The sequence below is a fragment of the Xanthomonas campestris pv. campestris str. ATCC 33913 genome (genome assembly GCF_000007145.1).
GTDB classification, from domain to species: Bacteria; Pseudomonadota; Gammaproteobacteria; order Xanthomonadales; family Xanthomonadaceae; genus Xanthomonas; species Xanthomonas campestris.
Map to the genome: position 1 here is coordinate 271,238 of NC_003902.1, position 16,010 is coordinate 287,247.

Below are 16,010 nucleotides of genomic sequence, written 5' to 3' on the forward strand. Positions count from 1 at the left end.
CCCATGCCACTGAAAGAGTTCCAAACCGTCATCTGCGACGGGATCGTCGCCCAGTTCGGTGAGGTGCGCGCGCTATACCGACAGATCGCCGCCGCAGCACCGGAACGCATTGACGAGGCGCGTCGCAAGGACGCTGCCATCGTATTGCAGGCACCGACTGGCGCTGGCAAGACGCGCATGGCGATCGAGGTGATGCGCCGCGTGTCGATCGAGGAACGGGTGTTGTGGTTCTGGTTCGCGCCCTTCACCGGGCTGGTCGAGCAATCGCGCAAGGTCTTGAGCAATCAAGCGCCAGAGCTGGCGCTGCTGGATCTGGATGCGGACCGGCAGCTGGACGCCGTGCGCGGCGGCGGCGTGTTCGTGGTCACCTGGGCGTCGTTGGCGGCACGCAAGGCCGAGAGCCGGCGCGCGCGCCAGCGCGGCGATGCCGGCATGGCAATCGATGACGTGATCGCAATGGCGCGCGAGCAAGGCCTGCGTATCGGCTGCGTAGTGGACGAGGCGCATCACGGATTTCAGCGTGAGACTCTGGCACGGGCGTTCTTCTGCGATGTGCTGAAGCCCGATTACGCACTCCTGATGACCGCCACGCCACGCGACGCTGACATGAAGGCCTTCGAACGCACGACTGGCTATTCCGTCGGAGAGCCTGCGGAATGGGCTTCGGTCAGCCGTGCCGACGCAGTCGATGCGGGCCTGCTCAAGCGCGGCGTGCGGATGGTGCGTTTTATCGCCCGCGATGGCGATACCGCGCAGTTGGTGGATTTCGAACATCTCGCATTGCGCGAGTGCACACAGATGCATCGGACCATTCGCAAGAACTTGGCAGATGCGGATATCGCACTGACGCCATTGATGCTGGTGCAGGTGCCGGATGGCAAGGTTGCGCAGGAGGCGGCACGGACGTATCTGGTGGAGCAGCTGGGATTCGATGCGACCGCCGTTCGTGTACATACCGCTGCCGAACCTGATCCGGATCTACTGTCGTTGGCGCAGGATCCAACGGTGGAAGTGCTGATCTTCAAGATGGCCGTGGCGCTGGGGTTCGATGCGCCACGTGCATTCACCCTGGCAGCATTGCGCGGCGCGCGCGACCCGAGCTTCGGGGTGCAAGTGATCGGCCGCATCATGCGCCGCCACGCCCTTCTACAGGCGCAGGCGGTTGTACCGCCTGTTCTGGATCACGGATATGTATTTCTTGCTAATTCTGAGTCACAAGAAGGTTTGCTGCTAGCCGGCGCCCAGATCAACACACTCACCACGCAAGCACCCGAGCTGGGGACGCAGACGGTTGTCACCATGATCGGCGATGGTGCCTCGCTGCAGGTCGTGCGCAGCGGAGAGCCTCTGAGCCTGCTGGTATCGCGCGCAGGGGTGCACGTGTTGGACGCCGAAGCAGAGAGAGATGCTGTCTCCTCGGCGGGCACTACGAGTGATGTGGCTGATGCGCTGGTGGGGACCCCGTTCGCTGGGATGGCGAATGCGACCCAAGCCGCGCTGGAAATGTTCGGGGGCGAGGGTGCTTGGCCTGCTCGGGCCACAAGTGTCGCTGGTGCATTTGTGTTGGCTCAAGAGAGCATGTATCGGTATCCGCGTCGTCCCGATGCTCCGGATCGCTTGCGTGGAGAACAGTTACCGCCGGTGTCAGCTGATTTCGAGGCAGGCCTGGCTGCGCATGTCGATTTCTCACCAGAAGTGCTGGCCGATCGCCTACGTGGCAAGGTGCAGGTCCAGCGCTTGGACACAGACCTGTTTGCTGGTCATCGGGTCACAGAAGATGGAAGCGACCTTTGGGCCAATCTTTCGCCGGAAGCTGTCGCCGAAAAAGCCGAACAGATCCGATTGCGGCTCGTAGAAGCCAACGACCGCGAGCTATACCGCAGACTATTGGAGCGTTTCGTTCGTGCGATCGAAGCGTCAGGCGCAGAAGTGCCTGAAGACGAAGAGCTGCAAATGCGCCAGTTGGACCTCTTGCTGGTTAGACGCCCTCGGCTGCTGCGAGAGGCATTCAAAAGCCTGCGTCAGGGCCAAGTGCTCGATGTCGATGTGCTACTACCGGCCGAGTTGTTCAGCGATCAACCGCTGCGCTCAGCCAATCGCGGGCTTTATGGCGTCTTTCCAGCTGGTTTGAACCAGGATGAGCTAGCCATTGCGGAGCGCCTGGATGCGAGTGCCCAAGTGCGCTGGTGGCATCGCAATCAACCCAAATCAGGCATCGGTCTCTATCGCTGGGATGAGGGAGACGGCTTCTACCCTGATTTCGTGGTGTCTGTCGCAGAACGTTCCGCTCCAGGTATTGCGCTGCTGGAGTTGAAGGGCGAGCACTTGTGGGGCAAGCCCAGTGAAGTGGACAAGAGTGCGGCAATCCATCCCGATTACGGTGCTGTTTTCACGGTCGGCCGTAAGCGCGGCGAGCGTGATTTCTTCTATCTACGCGAGTTGGGTGGACGCCTACAACGCGCGGGTTCCTTTGATTTGGATCGGATGCGATTTACATGACCTACCCCGGCTATTCCTTCACCCCCAAGCGCCTGGATGTGCGCCCCGGCATTGCGATGTCGTATCTGGACGAAGGTCCGAGCGATGGCGAGGTGGTGGTCATGCTGCACGGCAATCCGTCGTGGGGCTATCTGTGGCGGCATCTGGTGAGCGGTCTGTCTGATCGCTACCGCTGCATCGTGCCCGACCACATCGGCATGGGCCTGTCCGACAAGCCCGACGACGCGCCCGATGCGCAGCCGCGTTACGACTACACGTTGCAATCGCGCGTGGACGATCTGGACCGCCTGCTGCAGCACCTGGGCATCACCGGGCCGATCACGCTGGCGGTGCACGATTGGGGCGGCATGATCGGTTTTGGCTGGGCGCTTTCGCACCACGCGCAGGTCAAGCGCCTGGTGATCACCAACACCGCCGCATTCCCGCTACCGCCGGAAAAGCCGATGCCATGGCAGATCGCGATGGGCCGGCATTGGCGGTTGGGCGAGTGGTTCATCCGCACCTTCAATGCGTTCTCCTCCGGCGCCTCGTGGCTGGGCGTGTCGCGGCGGATGCCGGCGGCTGTGCGCCGTGCCTATGTCGCCCCGTACGACAACTGGAAGAACCGCATTTCCACGATCCGCTTCATGCAGGACATCCCGCTGTCGCCGGCCGATCAGGCCTGGTCGCTGCTGGAGCGCTCGGCGCAAGCGTTGCCGTCGTTTGCCGACCGCCCGGCCTTCATCGCCTGGGGCCTGCGCGACATCTGTTTCGACAAGCACTTTCTGGCCGGTTTCCGCCGCGCGCTGCCGCAGGCCGAGGTGATGGCGTTCGACGATGCCAACCACTACGTGCTCGAAGACAAGCACGAGGTGCTGGTGCCGGCAATCCGCGCGTTCCTGGAGCGCAACCCGCTGTAGGACAAGTTTCGCATCCGTGCGTGCGCGCGCCGTGTGCGAAGTGGATGCACCGGGTAATGCGTGCATCGCGCAGGTCCGGATTGGATCGCACTGCGGCTGCGCCGTATGCGCTGCTGTGGCCAGGCCTTACAGCGTAGGCAGCGGGTTGCGTTGCGCGTCGTCCACGCCAACCCAGTCGGCTTCAGTGAGCGCGTGCAGGCCATGTGCCAGCCGCGACTTGTCGCATTGCGTGCTGCGCTCGCCGAACTCCAGCGATGCCGGCACCGCGGCACACGATGACGGGCGGCGGTCGTGGATGCTGCAACGGCTGTAGCGGCCGATGTCTGCGTCCAGCGCAATGCAGCGTGGCTGCGCTTGCGAGGTGCCACGCATCACCCGTTCGTGCGTACGCAGTGCATCCGTCAACGCAATCGGTACCCTGCCGCCCAGCGCGGGATCGGCTTCGCTCCAGTGGAAACTGACGCGGAAGTAGGCGCAGCAGGCGCCGCAGGTAAGGCAGGGGTGTGCCATGGATGCCGGGCCTTGCGCGGCGAAATAGCGTGGAGAGCGCGGCATTCTGACCGAATCACGGCGCGATACAAGGGGCACGCGTGCAGGCGGGTTAGCGGTTCATGCGGTGGCGGTTGCTGGTGGCCGGCGGATCACCGGACTTGCCAGAAAACGCGCGGTGGTGCGCCGCGTTTGCTGGCGATAGCGCGCGCTGTTCCAGTCGATATTTCCAGCGTGTTGACGCATCTGCAGCTGTGCATGCAGGCACGCTGCGAGCGGCCTGTCTGCAGCATTGCGAGCCAGCCAATGCATGCGACCGAACGTTGCAAGCGCAAGCGACCGGTGCCATAGGCACGCATGGGTGATAATGGACGCATGACAACTCTCTGCAATATCGCCGCCTCGCTGCCGCGACTGGCGCGCGAGCGCCCCGATCAGATCGCCATCCGCTGCCCGGGCGGACGCGGTGCCAATGGAATGGCCGCCTACGATGTGACCCTGAGCTATGCCGAGCTGGATGCGCGCAGCGATGCGATTGCCGCCGGTCTGGCCTTGCACGGCATCGGTCGTGGCGTGCGTGCAGTGGTAATGGTGCGGCCATCGCCGGAGTTCTTCCTGCTGATGTTCGCCTTGTTCAAGGCCGGTGCGGTGCCGGTGCTGGTGGATCCGGGCATCGACAAGCGCGCACTCAAGCAATGCCTGGACGAAGCGCAGCCGCAGGCCTTCATCGGCATTCCGCTCGCACAGCTGGCACGGCGCTTGTTGCGCTGGGCACCGTCGGCCACGCAGATCGTCACCGTGGGCGGCCGCTATTGCTGGGGTGGGGTGACGCTGGCACGCGTGGAGCGCGATGGCGCCGGTGCCGGCAGCCAGCTGGCCGATACCGCGGCCGATGACGTGGCGGCGATCCTGTTCACCAGTGGCTCGACTGGCGTGCCCAAGGGCGTGGTGTATCGGCACCGGCATTTTGTCGGGCAGATCGAGCTGCTGCGCAACGCGTTCGACATGCAGCCGGGCGGCGTGGACCTGCCGACCTTTCCGCCGTTCGCGTTGTTCGATCCCGCGTTGGGCCTGACCTCGGTGATCCCGGACATGGACCCGACCCGTCCGGCCACCGCCGATCCGCGCAAGCTGCACGATGCGATGACGCGCTTTGGTGTGACGCAGCTGTTCGGCTCGCCGGCATTGATGCGCGTGTTGGCTGATTACGGCCAGCCATTGCCGAACGTGCGCCTGGCCACCTCGGCCGGCGCACCGGTGCCGCCGGATGTGGTGGCCAAGATCCGCGCGTTGCTGCCGGCCGATGCGCAGTTCTGGACGCCGTATGGCGCCACCGAATGCCTGCCGGTGGCAGCGATCGAAGGCCGCACCCTGGATGCCACGCGCACGGCCACCGAGGCCGGTGCCGGCACCTGTGTCGGCCAGGTGGTTGCACCCAACGAGGTGCGCATCATCGCCATCGACGACGCGGCGATTCCCGAGTGGAGCGGCGTGCGCGTGCTGGCAGCGGGCGAGGTGGGCGAGATCACCGTGGCGGGCCCCACCACTACCGACACCTACTTCAACCGCGATGCGGCCACGCGCAACGCCAAGATCCGCGAGCGCTGCAGCGACGGCAGCGAGCGCGTCGTGCACCGCATGGGCGACGTTGGCTATTTCGATGCCGAGGGGCGCTTGTGGTTCTGCGGCCGCAAGACCCACCGCGTGGAAACCGCCACCGGCCCGCTCTACACCGAACAGGTAGAGCCGATCTTCAACGTGCATCCGCAGGTGCGGCGCACCGCGTTGGTGGGTGTCGGCACGCCCGGTCAGCAGCAACCGGTGCTGTGCGTGGAGTTGCAGCCAGGCGTTGCGGCATCGGCCTTTGCCGAAGTGGAAACTGCACTGCGCGCAGTGGGCGCTGCGCACCCGCACACCGCAGGAATTGCGCGTTTTCTGCGCCATTCCGGCTTTCCGGTGGATATTCGCCACAACGCCAAGATCGGCCGCGAAAAGCTTGCGATCTGGGCGGCGCAACAACGTGTGTAAGTGCAGGCAGCAGGGCGATGCTGTCAGGCGCAGGCGTATCGCCAGCGCAAGTGTCTGCCGCTGTCGTGTGTTTCCTTCTGCAATCGGTGTGATGTGATGAAGATTCTGGTAACGGGTGGTGGCGGCTTTCTCGGGCAGGCGCTGTGCCGTGGATTGGTGGCGCGTGGACACGAGGTGGTGAGCTTTCAGCGTGGTGACTATCCGGTGCTGCACACCTTGGGTGTGGGCCAGATCCGTGGCGATCTGGCTGACCCGCAGGCGGTGCGGCATGCGCTTGCCGGCATCGATGCGGTGTTCCACAACGCGGCCAAGGCCGGGGCGTGGGGCAGCTACGACAGCTATCACCAGGCCAACGTGGTGGGCACGCAGAACGTGCTCGATGCATGCCGTGCCAATGGCGTACCGCGCTTGATCTACACCTCCACGCCCAGCGTGACCCATCGCGCCACCAATCCGGTGGAAGGCTTGGGCGCGGACGAAGTGCCGTATGGCGAAGACCTGCGCGCGCCGTATGCGGCGACCAAGGCAATTGCCGAACGCGCGGTGCTGGCAGCCAACGATGCACAGCTGGCCACCGTTGCGTTGCGCCCGCGCTTGATCTGGGGGCCGGGCGACAACCACCTGCTGCCGCGTCTGGCGGCACGTGCGCGCGCCGGGCGGCTGCGGATGGTGGGCGATGGCAGCAACCTGGTGGACAGCACCTACATCGACAATGCGGCGCAGGCGCACTTCGATGCGTTCGCGCATCTGGCGCCGGGCGCTGCGTGCGCAGGCAAGGCGTACTTCATCTCCAACGGCGAACCGTTGCCGATGCGCGAGCTACTCAACCGTTTGCTGGCGGCGGTGGATGCACCAGCGGTGACGCGCTCGCTGTCGTTCAAGACGGCGTACCGCATCGGTGCGGTGTGCGAAACATTGTGGCCACTGTTGCGTCTGCCAGGCGAAGTGCCGCTGACGCGGTTTCTGGTCGAGCAGCTATGCACGCCGCATTGGTACAGCATGGAACCGGCGCGGCGTGACTTTGGCTATGTGCCGCAGATCAGCATCGAAGAGGGCCTGCAACGGCTGCGATCCTCATCTTCCCGCGACATCTCCATCACTCGATAAAGACTGGCACATCCACAAGATACGCCTGCGCCGATTCGGCACGACAACTTCTGGACACATTGCCATGCTGCATTACGCCATCATCTTTTTCGTCATCGCCATCATCGCCGCCGTGCTGGGCTTCAGCGGTATCGCCGGTGCGGCGACCAACATCGCCTGGATCCTGTTCGTGGTGTTCCTGATCCTGGCCGTGATCTCGATGTTCCGTCGCGGCAAGGTCTAGTCCGCGGCACGTCACGGCAGCGGCGCTGCCGGTTGACGATCACACGGCCCGCTTCCGCAAGGAGGCGGGCCGTGCGCTTTTGCGGCACGCAGAATTTGCCAATTACAGCGATCTTTCCAGGTATTGCACGCGTTTTCCGCTTTCCAACACGGACTCGCCGATCGGCTGAAAGCCCAACTGCCGGTGCAGCGCCAACGAGGGTGGATTGGCAGGCAATAGGTTGACTTCGCAGACCAGGCGCGCATGGCCTGCGGCGCGTGCGTCACGGATGAGTTCGTCATACAGCTGTGTTGCCAAGCCGCGTCGACGTGCGTGCGCGGCAACCACGATGCGGTCGACATAGACAAAGCGCGCGAAGCGTGCGGCCATCCAGGCGAAGTTCGCATTGGTGTAGATGGCGTGCTGATCCAGCGCGATGAGTAAGGCGTCGGCCGGATCCACCACCCGTGCATGCCAGGACTGCTGCAACAGGCTGGCGAGCGCATCAGGCGTGAGCCACGACAAGGCGCTGGCATCGGCGTTGTTGAGTGCCAACAGTGCTGCGTGATCGTACGGATGCACTGCACGCAACTGTGCCGCGGTCACGCGTGCGTGACCACGCTGCTGTACAGGCGCCCATCGTCGGCATGCCGCTCCAGTGCCAGCTCGATCAAGCGCGTAACCAGGCTGCGATAGTCCAGCCCGCTTGCCTCCCACAACTTGGGATACATGCTGATGCGGGTGAAGCCGGGCAAGGTGTTGACCTCGTTGATGACGATGCGCCCATCCGCGCACAGGAACACATCCACGCGCGCCATGCCGGCGCAGTCCAGCGCCTGATAGGCCTGTAGTGCGCACTGCTGGATACGGTGCTGGGTGTGGGCATCGATATCGGCGGGAATCACCGTCGCTGCGCCATCGTCGCGGATGTACTTGGTCTGGTACGAATAGAACGCGTCGTGCACCACCACCTCGCCGCACACGCTGGCCTGCGGCGTGGCATTGCCCAGCACCGCGCATTCGATCTCGCGCCCGGCGATCGCCGCTTCCACCAGCACCTTGTGGTCGTAGCGCAGCGCGAGCTCCAATGCAGCGCTGAACTCCTCAGCGCTGCGGACCTGGCTGACGCCGACCGACGAGCCCTGGTTGGCCGGCTTGACGAACAACGGCAGCCCGAATTGGGCAATCAGCGTCTGCACGTCGGCCTGCGCAGCGGTGTGGCGCGTGAAGCATGCGAACGGCGCCACCTCCAGGCCGGCATCGCGCAGCACCCGCTTGGCCATGTCCTTGTCCATCGCCACGGCCGACCCCAGCACGCCGGAACCGACGAACGGCAGGTTGGCCATGCGCAGCAGCCCCTGCAGCGAGCCGTCTTCGCCCAGCGTGCCGTGCACGATCGGGAACACCACATCGATCTGCGCCAACGCCTGTTCGGCATCCACCGCGCGCAGCTGCGCACTGGCGGCACCGGGCAGCACGGCCAGCCCGCGGCCGCTGTGGCGCAGCGCAATGCGGCTGGGGTCGTCGGCATCGAGCAGGAAACTCTCTTGTGCGCTGAGGTGCCACTGGCCCTGTTTGTCGATGCCGATCAGCACCGGCTCGAACCGCTGCGGGTCCAGCGCCTGCAGGATATTGCGCGCCGATTGCAGCGAGACCTCGTGCTCGGCCGACTTGCCGCCAAAGATGAGTCCGACCCGAATCCTGCGCATGCCTGCTCCTGTCATTGCTCCACGGAAGCGGCACAGGATGCCGCCGGCGCGGTGCCGAACGGAGGCGCCGGGTGCCTGCCCGAGCCGTGGCACATGCACCGGCCCACCGATGCAATGGCCCGGCCCGCGCCCGTCAAGCGGTTGCGACATGCGGGGACGGTAGAATGCGCCCATGCCCGGATCACTCTTCAACTCACTCAAGCCGCTCGCCGGCCAGGCCCTGCAGGCCGCGCTCAACCGCGCGCTGGCGCTGGACCCGGATACCCGCGACGCCCTGCTGCCGCTGGAAGGCCAGCGCATCGCACTGACCCTGGAGGCGCCGGCGCTGGCGCTGCAGATCCGCGTGCACGAGCGGCGGCTGCTGGTGGGCCCGGTGGATGCCAGCCAGGAGCCGGATCTGGCGGTGCGCAGCAGCCTGGCCGGCTTGCTCGGGCAGCTGCCGTTTCTGGCCAATGCCCGCCGCAGCGGGGCGCCGGCCGGCCGGCTCAAGGTCTCCGGCGATGCCGAGCTGGCGCGCCAGCTGCAACAACTGGCCGGGCGTTTCGATCCGGACTGGCAGCTGCCGTTCGTGGCGGTGTTCGGCGAGATCCTGGGCGTGCAGATCGCCAGCGCCGTGCGCAGCGCCTTGCAGCAGGCCCGCCGCAGCGCCACCGACCTGGCGCAGAGCGCAGCCGAATTCGTCACCGAGGAATCGCGCGACGTGGTGCCGCGCGCCGAACTGGAGGCCTTCCACGACGACGTGGATGAGCTGCGCGACGCTGTCGAACGCCTGGCTGCGCGCATCAATCGCCTGTCTGCGGCCGGAGGCACGCCATGAAGGCAATCCTGCGGGCAAGCCGCATTGGCCGGGTGATCCTGCGGTATCGGCTGGACGCATTGCTGGAAGGCACCCCGGCCGAGCGCTGGTTGCGCCTGGCCAAGCCGTTCGTGCCGCGTGCCAGTGCCGAAATCGCTGCGCAATCGCGCGGTGCGCGGCTGCGTCTGGCGCTGCAGGAACTGGGCCCGATCTTCGTCAAGTTCGGGCAGATTTTGTCCACCCGCCGCGACCTGATTCCGCCGGACGTGGCCGAAGAACTCACCTTGCTGCAGGACCGGGTCAAGCCGTTCGACGGCGAGGCCGCGCGCCTGATCGTGGAGCGCGCGCTGGGCCTGCCGGTGAGCGTGGCGTTTGCCGCCTTCGACACCACGCCGCTGGCCTCGGCCTCGATCGCGCAGGTGCACGCGGCCACCTTGCCGCCCGATGCCAATGGCCTGCGCCGCGAAGTGGTGGTCAAGGTGCTGCGCCCGGACATCGAGCGCCAGATCGACGCCGACATCGCGCTGCTGCATTCGCTGGCCACGCTGGTCGAGCGCACCCATCCGCGCGCCGACAAGATCCGCCCGCGCGAAGTGGTGGCCGAGATCGAAGGCACGTTGTCGGCCGAACTGGATCTGCAGCGCGAAGGCGCCAACGCCAGTGTATTGCGGCGGTTCTGGGAAGGCTCGGACGATCTGTACGTGCCGGAGGTGATCTGGTCGCACACCGCCGAGCGCGCGCTCACGCTGGAGCGCGTGTACGGCATCCCGTCCGATGACGTGGCCAAGCTCGACGCCGCCGGCATCGACCGCAAGGCGCTGGCCGCCAAGGGCGTGCGCGTGTTCTACACGCAGGTCTTCCGCGACAACTTCTTCCACGCCGATGCGCACGCCGGCAACATCTGGGTCGATTCGGACCCGGAGCGGCGCCTCAATCCGCGCTTCATTGCGCTGGATTTCGGCATCATGGGCCAGCTCTCGCAAGAAGATCAGTACTACCTGGCCGAGAACTTCATGGCGATCTTCCACAAGGATTACCGCCGCATGGCCGAGCTGCACGTGGAGGCGGGCTGGATGCCGTCCAACGTGCGTATCGACGAGCTGGAAGCGGCCGCGCGTTCGGTGTGCGAGCCGTACTTCACCCGGCCGTTGTCGGAGATCTCGCTGGCCGAGGTATTGATCAAGTTGTTCCGCGTGGCGCAGCGCTATGAATTGACGCTGCAGCCGCAGCTGATCCTGCTGCAGAAGACGCTGCTCAACATCGAAGGCGTGGGCCGCCAGCTCGATCCCAAACTCGACATCTGGGCCGTGGCGCGGCCGGTGCTCGAACGCATCCTGCGCGAGCGTTACAGCCCGCGCCGCGTGCTGGGCGAGCTGCGCAAGCGCCTGCCGGAGATCATGACCCACGCGCCGGACATGCCGCGCCTGGTGCATAGCTGGTTGAAGCAGCAGGTGGAAGGCCGGCACCAGCTGGACATCCGCTCGAGCGAATTGCGTGCGCTGGACCTGAGCCTACGCAAGCTGCAGACCCGCGTGGTCACCGCCATCACCGGCAGCGGGCTGCTGGTGGTCGCCGCCGTGTTGTATGGCCTGCATCCGGACGGCTGGTATCTGGGCACGGTGCCGGTGTGGAGCTGGATCAGCGGCGGCGCCGGCTCGGCAGCCTTGCTGATCGCCTGGCTGCGCCGCTGACACATTGCGATAGGTGGCCCGCTGCATTCGGCTGCATTTAGGCAGTGCCTGCAGCGGAGCCCCAGCGCGGCCCTTGAGTCGTGGCGCGGCAACGCAGTGGCATGCGCTGTCGGCGACGCGGATAATCCGCCGGTGAGCACATCCCCTGATCCATTGCAGATTCTCTACCAGGACGCCGTCCTGGCCGTTGTCGACAAACCCGCGGGCCTGATGGTCCACGACAGCAAGCTGGCGCGCGGGGAAGACGATTTTCTTGCGGACCGTCTGCGCGTGCAGCTGGGCCGCCCGATCTTTCTGGTGCACCGGCTCGACCGCGCCACCAGCGGCTGCCTGTTGCTGGCCTTCGATCGCGACACCGCCAGCGCGCTAGGCAAGGCCTTGATGGCCGGCGAGGTAGAGAAGGATTATCTGGCCATCTGCCGCGGCTGGCCCGCCGAGGAGCGCTTCATCGTCGACCACGATCTGGATGGCGGCCCGGGCAAACCGATCAAGAAGCCGGCGGTGACCCACTTCCAGCGCCTGGCCACCGGCGAGCTGGAGATCCCGTCCACCGGCTTTGCCACCTCGCGCTATGCCTTGCTGCGCTGCCAGCCGCAGACCGGGCGGTTTCGGCAGATCCGCCGGCATCTCAAGCACCTGTCGCATCACATGATCGGCGACACCAGCCATGGCGATGGCCGCCACAACCGCAGCTTCCGCATGCTCGGCATCCACCGCATGTTGCTGCATGCCGAACGCCTGGGCTTCCCGCATCCTGCCGATGGCAGGCGCATCAGCGTGGTGGCGCCGCTGGATGTGGAGTTTGCGAAAGCGTGTGCGTTGTTCGGGTGGGACGTGGCGGGGTTGCAAGGCACGACACACGTGCAGTGATGCGGCGTGGTCATTGATCTGTCCGTGCCTTAACGTCGAACGGCAACGTCTCTAGGCAGCCGTACCCTCACCCCAACCCCTCTCCCGACGGGAGAGGGGCTTGACTGTTGCTTCTCCCCCTCGGGAGAAGGTGCCCCGTAGGGGCGGATGAGGGTGCGAGCGAAGCCTGGTGAAGTTTGGATACACGTGCTGCTTCGCCGCTTACCGCCTTCACCCCAACTCCCTCTCCCGGCGGAGAGGAGCTTGACTGTTCCTTTTCCCCTCGGGAGAAGGTGCCCCGGGGGCGGATGAGGGCGCGAGCGAAGCCTGGCGGAGTTTGGATGCACGTGCTGCTTCGCCGCTTACCGCCTTCACCCCAACTCCCTCTCCCGGCGGAGAGGTGCTTGACTGTTCCTTCTCCCCTCGGGAGAAGGTGCCCCGTAGGGGCGGATGAGGGTGCGAGCGAAGCCTGGTGAAGTTTGGATACACGTGCTGCTTCGTCGCTTACCGCCTTCACCCCAACTCCCTCTCCCGGCGGAGAGGGGCTTGACTGTTGCTTCTCCCCTCGGGAGAAGGTGCCCGTAGGGGCGGATGAGGGTGCGAGCGAAGCCTGGTGGAGTTTGGATGCACGTGCTGCTTCGCCGCTTACCGCCTTCAACCCAACTCTCTCTCCCGGCGGAGAGGGAGTTGGAGCAGGCTTCTCTCACTGGAGGAAAGCTGGGGCACCGCCGGAATCGTCAATGCGATCGACCTGGCATCCGCATCCGCATGCTCATCCGCATCCGCATTCGCCGCAGCGATCACGCGGTTACGAATCCCCAATCCCGATTCCCCAATCCCTGCCCCTCACGGCTTCGCCGCAGGCGCCGCCGGAGTGTTGACGATCTGTTCCAGATCCTTCTGCAGGTCGGTAAACAGCGGCAGCATCTTCTGCTGGATGGCGCCCATCAGGTTCTGGGTCAGTGCCGGGGTCTTGTCCAGCAGGCTTTGGCCGGCCGAACTCTCGTAGAACTCGGCCATGGCAATCACGTCCTCGCGCGAGAAAGAGCGCTTGTACAGGTCCACGTACATCGGGCGCAGCTCCGACCACGACAGCGCCTTGCGCACGGTCTGGCGGGTGCGGTCCTGGATGCGCTGCAGCAGCGCCTGCTGGTCGGCATCGAGCTGGCGCTGCGCGGTGAGCTGGGCGAACTGCTGCTGCTGCATCGCTTCGATCTGCGGCAGCATGGTGTCGAGCATGGTCTGTGCGCGCGAAGCGGCCAGCAGCCGGTTGACGTCGGCATCGCTGGGCGCCTGGGCGCAGGCCACCGGCGCGGCAAGTGCCAGCGCCAGCAGCACCAGCAGGCGACGGGCATGGCGGCGGGCCGAAATGAAAGCGGTGGGTGTCATCGGAGCATCCTGCAGTCGGGGGACCGGCCGCAGCATACGGGATGACGCTGGCGTTCGCGCGCGCGTCCACGCCCGTCCCGATACAATCCGGCGCATGGCCAGTGAACCCATCCAGATCACCCCCAACCTGGCGATCCCGCCCGGCGAGATCGTCGAGCGCTTCGTGCGCGCGAGCGGCGCCGGCGGGCAGAACGTCAACAAGGTGTCGACGGCGGTGGAACTGCGCTTCGATGTGGCCGGCTCGCCGTCGCTGCCGGAACCGTTGCGTGCGCGTCTGCTGTCGCGGCGTGATCGCCGCATGACCGCCGACGGCGTGCTGGTGATCGATGCGCAGCGGTTCCGCACCCAGGACCGCAACCGCGAAGATGCGCGCGAGCGGCTGGCCGAGATCATCAATGCATGCCTGTCGGTGCCCAAGCGCCGCGTGGCCACCAAACCGAGCCATGGTGCCAAGCTACGGCGGCTGGATGCCAAGCGTGAGCGTAGCCAGATCAAACGTGGACGCTCTGCGTCCCACTGGGAGTAAGCGTGAGTGACACTGACCCGTCGTTGCCGCCGGTAACGCAGGCCAACATCCTGTTGCAACCCTCACCACCACGCATGCCGCGTGCGCATGGCCGCTTCGGCCGTTGGCTCGGCCGCACCGCGCTGCGGTTGACCGGCTGGCGGCTGGTCGGCCGGCTGCCCGACGAGCCCAAGCTGGTGATGATCGTCGCCCCGCACTCCTCCAACTGGGACGGTTTTCTCGGCTTTGCGGCCAAGTTCGCGCTCGGCTTCGATGTGCGCGTGCTGGGCAAGGCGCAGCTGTTCTGGTGGCCGCTGGGGCCGCTGCTGCGCAAGCTCGGCGCCATCCCGCTGGACCGCAGCTCGCCGCAAGGCACCATTGGCCAGGCGGTGCGGTTGATCCGCAACTCCGAGCAGATGTGGTACGTGATCACCCCGGAAGGCACGCGCAAGCGCGTCGAAAACTGGAAGGCGGGGTTCTGGAAGATCGCCTCCGATGCCAAGGTGCCGATCCTGCCGGTGTATTTCGATTACCCCAGCAAGACCGTGGGCATCGGCGAGCCGTTCTGGACCGGCACCGACATGGCCGCCGATATCGCCGCCGTGCGCACCTGGTACCGCCCGTGGCGCGGCAAGCACCGCGATACGCTTTGAGCCCACCATCCCCTGTTTGCGTGGTGGCGAGCGCCGGCCACGCCTTGCGAGGAACGCCAATGTCATCTGCCCGCGTGTTGTGCCTGTCGTTGCTGCTGTGGGCCACCGGCCCGGTGTGGGCCGCGACACCCATGCTGGTGATCCACGGCGGCGCCGGTGTGGAGAAATCCAGCCTGTCGCCGGAGGAACAAGCGCAGGCACGCGAGGCGATGCAGCGCGCGCTGCGTGCTGGCCATGCGGTGTTGACGCGCGGCGGTAGCGCGGTGGATGCGGTGGCCGCCACCATCACCGTGCTGGAGGATGCGCCGCAATTCAACGCCGGGCGCGGTGCGGTGTTCACCCACGATGGCAAGAACGAACTCGATGCCGCCATCATGGATGGTGCCAGCGGCAAGGCCGGCGCGATCGCTGGCGTGCACACGGTCAAGAACCCGATCCTGTTGGCGCGCAGTGTCATGGACCGCTCCAAGCATGTGATGCTGGTCGGCGACGGCGCCGAGCAGTTCGCGCGCGAGCAGGGCATCGCGTTGGTCGATCCCAGCTATTTCCGTACCGACAAGCGTTGGCAGCAACTGCAAAAAGCGCTCAAGGCCGAGGCCGGTGACCGCCAGGCCCAAGCCGAACTGGATCTGGAAACCGCCAAGCACTTCGGTACCGTGGGCGCGTTGGCGCTGGACCGCGACGGCCATCTGGCCGCCGGTACCTCCACCGGCGGCATGACCAACAAGCGCTACGGCCGCGTGGGCGACGCGCCGATCATCGGCGCCGGTACCTATGCCAACACCCAGTGCGCGGTGTCCGGCACCGGCTGGGGCGAGTTCTATATACGTGCGGTGGCCGCCTACGACATCTGCGCGCGTATGAAATATGCCGGGCAATCGCTGCAACAGGCGGCCGAGGCAGTCATCGATCAGCAGATTCCCAAGGCCGGCGGCGACGGTGGCGCAATTGCGCTGGATGCGCAGGGCAATGCCGCATTTCCGTTCAATACCGAGGGCATGTACCGCGGCTGGATCGGTGCCGATGGCACTGCGCATGTGGCGATCTTCAAGGACGAGGCGCTGTAACGCTGCTGCGCTTGCCCGGTAGCGCGTTGAAGACTGGCGCGTGCCAGCCCACTACCACATCCGGCGCGCATGACGACGCAGCGGCGGCCCAGGCGATGGCGCCTGGACGGCACGCGATCTCGCAGCC

General features: G+C 65.8%; 15 protein-coding genes. 11 read left to right on the plus strand and 4 right to left on the minus strand.

What is annotated here, in order from left to right:
* Positions 1–3 precede the first annotated feature (3 nt).
* Both XCC_RS01135 and XCC_RS01140 read left to right on the plus strand, forming a co-directional pair.
* A complete protein-coding gene (locus tag XCC_RS01135) occupies positions 4–2,499 on the plus strand; it encodes a DEAD/DEAH box helicase (RefSeq protein WP_019237138.1) in 2,496 nt (831 codons plus the stop codon).
* On the plus strand, positions 2,496–3,398 hold the full coding sequence (locus tag XCC_RS01140; protein ID WP_011035472.1) for an alpha/beta fold hydrolase: 903 nt from the start codon (positions 2,496–2,498) through the stop codon (positions 3,396–3,398). The genes XCC_RS01135 and XCC_RS01140 overlap by 4 nt, the downstream gene beginning before the upstream one ends.
* Before the next feature lie 126 nt (positions 3,399–3,524).
* Here the strand turns inward: XCC_RS01140 and XCC_RS01145 are convergent, their stop codons facing one another.
* Positions 3,525–3,908, minus strand: coding sequence for a YkgJ family cysteine cluster protein (locus XCC_RS01145; RefSeq protein WP_011035473.1), 384 nt, complete (start codon positions 3,906–3,908; stop codon positions 3,525–3,527).
* A gap of 354 nt (positions 3,909–4,262) precedes the next feature.
* Here XCC_RS01145 and oleC point away from each other — a divergent pair, with 354 nt between their 5' ends.
* From oleC to XCC_RS01160, 3 genes are all read left to right on the plus strand, one after another.
* Positions 4,263–5,915: an olefin beta-lactone synthetase gene (oleC, locus tag XCC_RS01150; RefSeq protein ID WP_011035474.1), complete on the plus strand. Its 1,653-nt coding sequence runs from the start codon at positions 4,263–4,265 to the stop codon at positions 5,913–5,915.
* Between the two features lie 96 nt (positions 5,916–6,011).
* Positions 6,012–7,022, plus strand: a complete 1,011-nt coding sequence (gene oleD, locus XCC_RS01155) for a 2-alkyl-3-oxoalkanoate reductase (RefSeq protein ID WP_029628834.1) — start codon at positions 6,012–6,014, stop codon at positions 7,020–7,022.
* A gap of 64 nt (positions 7,023–7,086) precedes the next feature.
* Complete coding sequence (locus XCC_RS01160; protein ID WP_003468167.1) at positions 7,087–7,245, plus strand: DUF1328 domain-containing protein; 159 nt, start codon at positions 7,087–7,089, stop codon at positions 7,243–7,245.
* Between the two features lie 102 nt (positions 7,246–7,347).
* On the opposite strand, the gene XCC_RS01165 is transcribed toward XCC_RS01160, so the two are convergent.
* On the minus strand, positions 7,348–7,830 hold the full coding sequence (locus XCC_RS01165) for a GNAT family N-acetyltransferase (protein ID WP_011035476.1): 483 nt from the start codon (positions 7,828–7,830) through the stop codon (positions 7,348–7,350).
* Complete coding sequence (gene ddlA, locus XCC_RS01170) at positions 7,827–8,933, minus strand: D-alanine--D-alanine ligase (protein WP_011035477.1); 1,107 nt, start codon at positions 8,931–8,933, stop codon at positions 7,827–7,829. Before ddlA ends, XCC_RS01165 begins: the two co-directional genes overlap by 4 nt.
* A gap of 172 nt (positions 8,934–9,105) precedes the next feature.
* Between ddlA and XCC_RS01175 the strand changes: the two genes are divergently transcribed.
* From XCC_RS01175 to XCC_RS01185, 3 genes are read left to right on the plus strand one after another with little or no spacing between them, the layout of a single operon-like run.
* Positions 9,106–9,750 carry a ubiquinone biosynthesis accessory factor UbiJ gene (locus tag XCC_RS01175; protein WP_011035478.1) on the plus strand — a complete coding sequence of 215 codons (645 nt, stop codon included), beginning with the start codon at positions 9,106–9,108 and terminating at the stop codon, positions 9,748–9,750.
* Positions 9,747–11,420, plus strand: coding sequence for a ubiquinone biosynthesis regulatory protein kinase UbiB (gene ubiB / locus XCC_RS01180; RefSeq protein ID WP_011035479.1), 1,674 nt, complete (start codon positions 9,747–9,749; stop codon positions 11,418–11,420). Before XCC_RS01175 ends, ubiB begins: the two co-directional genes overlap by 4 nt.
* Positions 11,421–11,468: 48 nt before the next feature.
* Positions 11,469–12,290: a pseudouridine synthase gene (locus tag XCC_RS01185; protein ID WP_228442172.1), complete on the plus strand. Its 822-nt coding sequence runs from the start codon at positions 11,469–11,471 to the stop codon at positions 12,288–12,290.
* An 825-nt stretch (positions 12,291–13,115) separates the two neighbouring features.
* On the opposite strand, the gene XCC_RS01190 is transcribed toward XCC_RS01185, so the two are convergent.
* Positions 13,116–13,694: a DUF2059 domain-containing protein gene (locus XCC_RS01190; protein WP_029628835.1), complete on the minus strand. Its 579-nt coding sequence runs from the start codon at positions 13,692–13,694 to the stop codon at positions 13,116–13,118.
* A gap of 58 nt (positions 13,695–13,752) precedes the next feature.
* Here XCC_RS01190 and arfB point away from each other — a divergent pair, with 58 nt between their 5' ends.
* The 3 genes from arfB to XCC_RS01205 are packed head-to-tail and all read left to right on the plus strand — an operon-like array spanning position 13,753 to position 15,883.
* A complete protein-coding gene (arfB, locus tag XCC_RS01195; RefSeq protein WP_011035482.1) occupies positions 13,753–14,184 on the plus strand; it encodes an alternative ribosome rescue aminoacyl-tRNA hydrolase ArfB in 432 nt (143 codons plus the stop codon).
* A 2-nt stretch (positions 14,185–14,186) separates the two neighbouring features.
* A complete protein-coding gene (locus tag XCC_RS01200) occupies positions 14,187–14,816 on the plus strand; it encodes a lysophosphatidylcholine acyltransferase (protein ID WP_011035483.1) in 630 nt (209 codons plus the stop codon).
* 59 nt (positions 14,817–14,875) lie between these two features.
* Entirely contained in the window at positions 14,876–15,883 is a 1,008-nt protein-coding gene (locus tag XCC_RS01205; protein WP_016944691.1) for an isoaspartyl peptidase/L-asparaginase family protein, read from the plus strand.
* The last annotated feature ends 127 nt before the right edge of the window (positions 15,884–16,010 follow it).

Bases quoted from the DNA above. Each gene is read 5' to 3' on its own strand.
- XCC_RS01135 (WP_019237138.1), top strand. From the start codon at position 4: ATGCCACTGAAAGAGTTCCAAACCGTCATCTGCGACGGGATCGTCGCC.
- XCC_RS01140 (WP_011035472.1), top strand. From the start codon at position 2,496: ATGACCTACCCCGGCTATTCCTTCACCCCCAAGCGCCTGGATGTGCGC.
- XCC_RS01145 (WP_011035473.1), bottom strand. From the start codon at position 3,908: ATGGCACACCCCTGCCTTACCTGCGGCGCCTGCTGCGCCTACTTCCGC.
- oleC (WP_011035474.1), top strand. From the start codon at position 4,263: ATGACAACTCTCTGCAATATCGCCGCCTCGCTGCCGCGACTGGCGCGC.
- oleD (WP_029628834.1), top strand. From the start codon at position 6,012: ATGAAGATTCTGGTAACGGGTGGTGGCGGCTTTCTCGGGCAGGCGCTG.
- XCC_RS01160 (WP_003468167.1), top strand. From the start codon at position 7,087: ATGCTGCATTACGCCATCATCTTTTTCGTCATCGCCATCATCGCCGCC.
- ddlA (WP_011035477.1), bottom strand. From the start codon at position 8,933: ATGCGCAGGATTCGGGTCGGACTCATCTTTGGCGGCAAGTCGGCCGAG.
- XCC_RS01175 (WP_011035478.1), top strand. From the start codon at position 9,106: ATGCCCGGATCACTCTTCAACTCACTCAAGCCGCTCGCCGGCCAGGCC.
- ubiB (WP_011035479.1), top strand. From the start codon at position 9,747: ATGAAGGCAATCCTGCGGGCAAGCCGCATTGGCCGGGTGATCCTGCGG.
- XCC_RS01190 (WP_029628835.1), bottom strand. From the start codon at position 13,694: ATGCTGCGGCCGGTCCCCCGACTGCAGGATGCTCCGATGACACCCACC.
- arfB (WP_011035482.1), top strand. From the start codon at position 13,753: ATGGCCAGTGAACCCATCCAGATCACCCCCAACCTGGCGATCCCGCCC.
- XCC_RS01205 (WP_016944691.1), top strand. From the start codon at position 14,876: ATGTCATCTGCCCGCGTGTTGTGCCTGTCGTTGCTGCTGTGGGCCACC.